The sequence below is a fragment of the Shinella sp. M27 genome, assembly GCF_049199905.1.
Classification (GTDB): Bacteria; Pseudomonadota; Alphaproteobacteria; order Rhizobiales; family Rhizobiaceae; genus Shinella.
Genome location: NZ_JBLZPK010000035.1, coordinates 1 through 1,485, shown reverse-complemented (window position 1 = coordinate 1,485; position 1,485 = coordinate 1). Strand labels below are relative to the sequence as shown.

Annotated in this window: 2 protein-coding genes; one reads left to right on the top strand and one right to left on the bottom strand. The window is 64.8% G+C overall.

What is annotated here, in order from left to right; translation table 11 throughout:
- Positions 1-572: GntR family transcriptional regulator (locus ACOZK4_RS14925; RefSeq protein WP_421592560.1), on the top strand; the 572-nt coding region annotated here is incomplete at its 5' end.
- 94 nt (positions 573-666) lie between these two features.
- On the opposite strand, the gene ACOZK4_RS14920 is transcribed toward ACOZK4_RS14925, so the two are convergent.
- On the bottom strand, positions 667-1,485 hold an 819-nt coding region (locus tag ACOZK4_RS14920; protein ID WP_421592559.1), incomplete at its 5' end, for an amidase family protein.

Below are 1,485 nucleotides of genomic sequence, written 5' to 3'. Positions count from 1 at the left end.
ACCTGAAGCCCGGCGAGGTTTTGAGCGAGGGTGTATTAAGCGCCGAACTGAACATCGGCCGCACTCCCGTGCATCAGGCGATCGACCGCCTGGCCGCCGACGGCCTGATCGACGTGCTGCCGCGCAAAGGCATCATGGTCAAGCCGATCAGCCTCAACGAAATCTTCGACATTATTGACGTGCGCCTCGTCAACGAGGCTTTTTGCGTACGCAAAGTGGCTGAACTTGCCGAAGCCGCCGATATCGCCCGCCTTTCGGACAATCTCGACGCAACCTGGCAGGCCGCGAAAGACCGCGAGATCGAGGCCATGATGAACCTCGACCGCGCCTTCCACGCGCTGCTTGCCGCAAGCTCGCGCAATTCCATGCTGCCCGACATCATGGGCAACCTGCACGACCGCTCGACGAGGCTGTGGTTCATCTCGCTGCGCTCCAACGAGCACCATGTCCGCGTCTGCGAACAGCACGCCGCCGTCGTGGAGGGCATACGCAAGCGCGATCCCGACCAGGCGGAAAAGGCGATCCGCGAGCATATCGAGGCCTTCAGGGAAAATATCGTCCGGCAGTTTTAAGGGTAGTCTTCGGAGAGGGTGTTTGCCCCCCGCTCTGACCCTCTCCCCGCTTGCGGAGAGAGGGTGACGGTAGCCGCTGAGGCTATCTGTCCGCTTAGCGCCGCAACGCGGCCTCGACCGCCCGCGCATTGGCAAACACCGCCGCATCGCGCCCGCCCGCCGCCGCCAGCATAAGACCCACCGGGGCCTCGCCTTCGCGATGCGCCGGCAGCGAGATGGCGCATCCGTCGAGCATGTTGATGAGGGCCGGGTTGCGCAGCAGCGTCAGGTTGGTCTTCACGAAGAGGTCGTTGTCGGCTTCGAGTGACGCGATGGACGGGGCGATCATCGGGACGGTCGGCATGGCGATTACGTCATAGGGCGAGATCGCGCGGTTGGTTTCCTCGATATAGGCGCAGCGCAGGTGCAGCATGTCGATATAGTCGGCTGCCGTCTGCTCCCTGGCGCGCAGGATGCGGGCGCGGACGCGCTGGTCGTAGTCATCGCCGTGTTCTTCCAGCAGGTCGCGGTGCCAGGAGAGGGCCTCGGGGGCCGGGAAGCCGCCCTTGCCGTTGATCTGGCCGACCATTTCGAATTGCTTGAGCGCGATCTCCGTCACGATCGCACCCGCATCGGCAAGCCGCTTGATCGCCGCTTCGAAGGTCTTTGCCACCTGCGGTTCGATGCCATCGAAGACGACGGATTGCGGCACGGCGATGCGCAGGCCCGCGACGGAACGGACGCCTTCGCCGGCAAGCGTGGTGCCGCTCAGGATTTCGTGCAGGCTGGCGCAGCAATCGACGCTGTTGGCGAGCGGGCCGATGGAATCGAGCGTGAAGGAGAGGGGAAGCGCGCCCTTGAGCGGCACGGTGCTGGCGGTCGGCTTGTAGCCGACGATGCCGCAGAGCGCTGCCGGTATGCGGCAGGAGCCGCC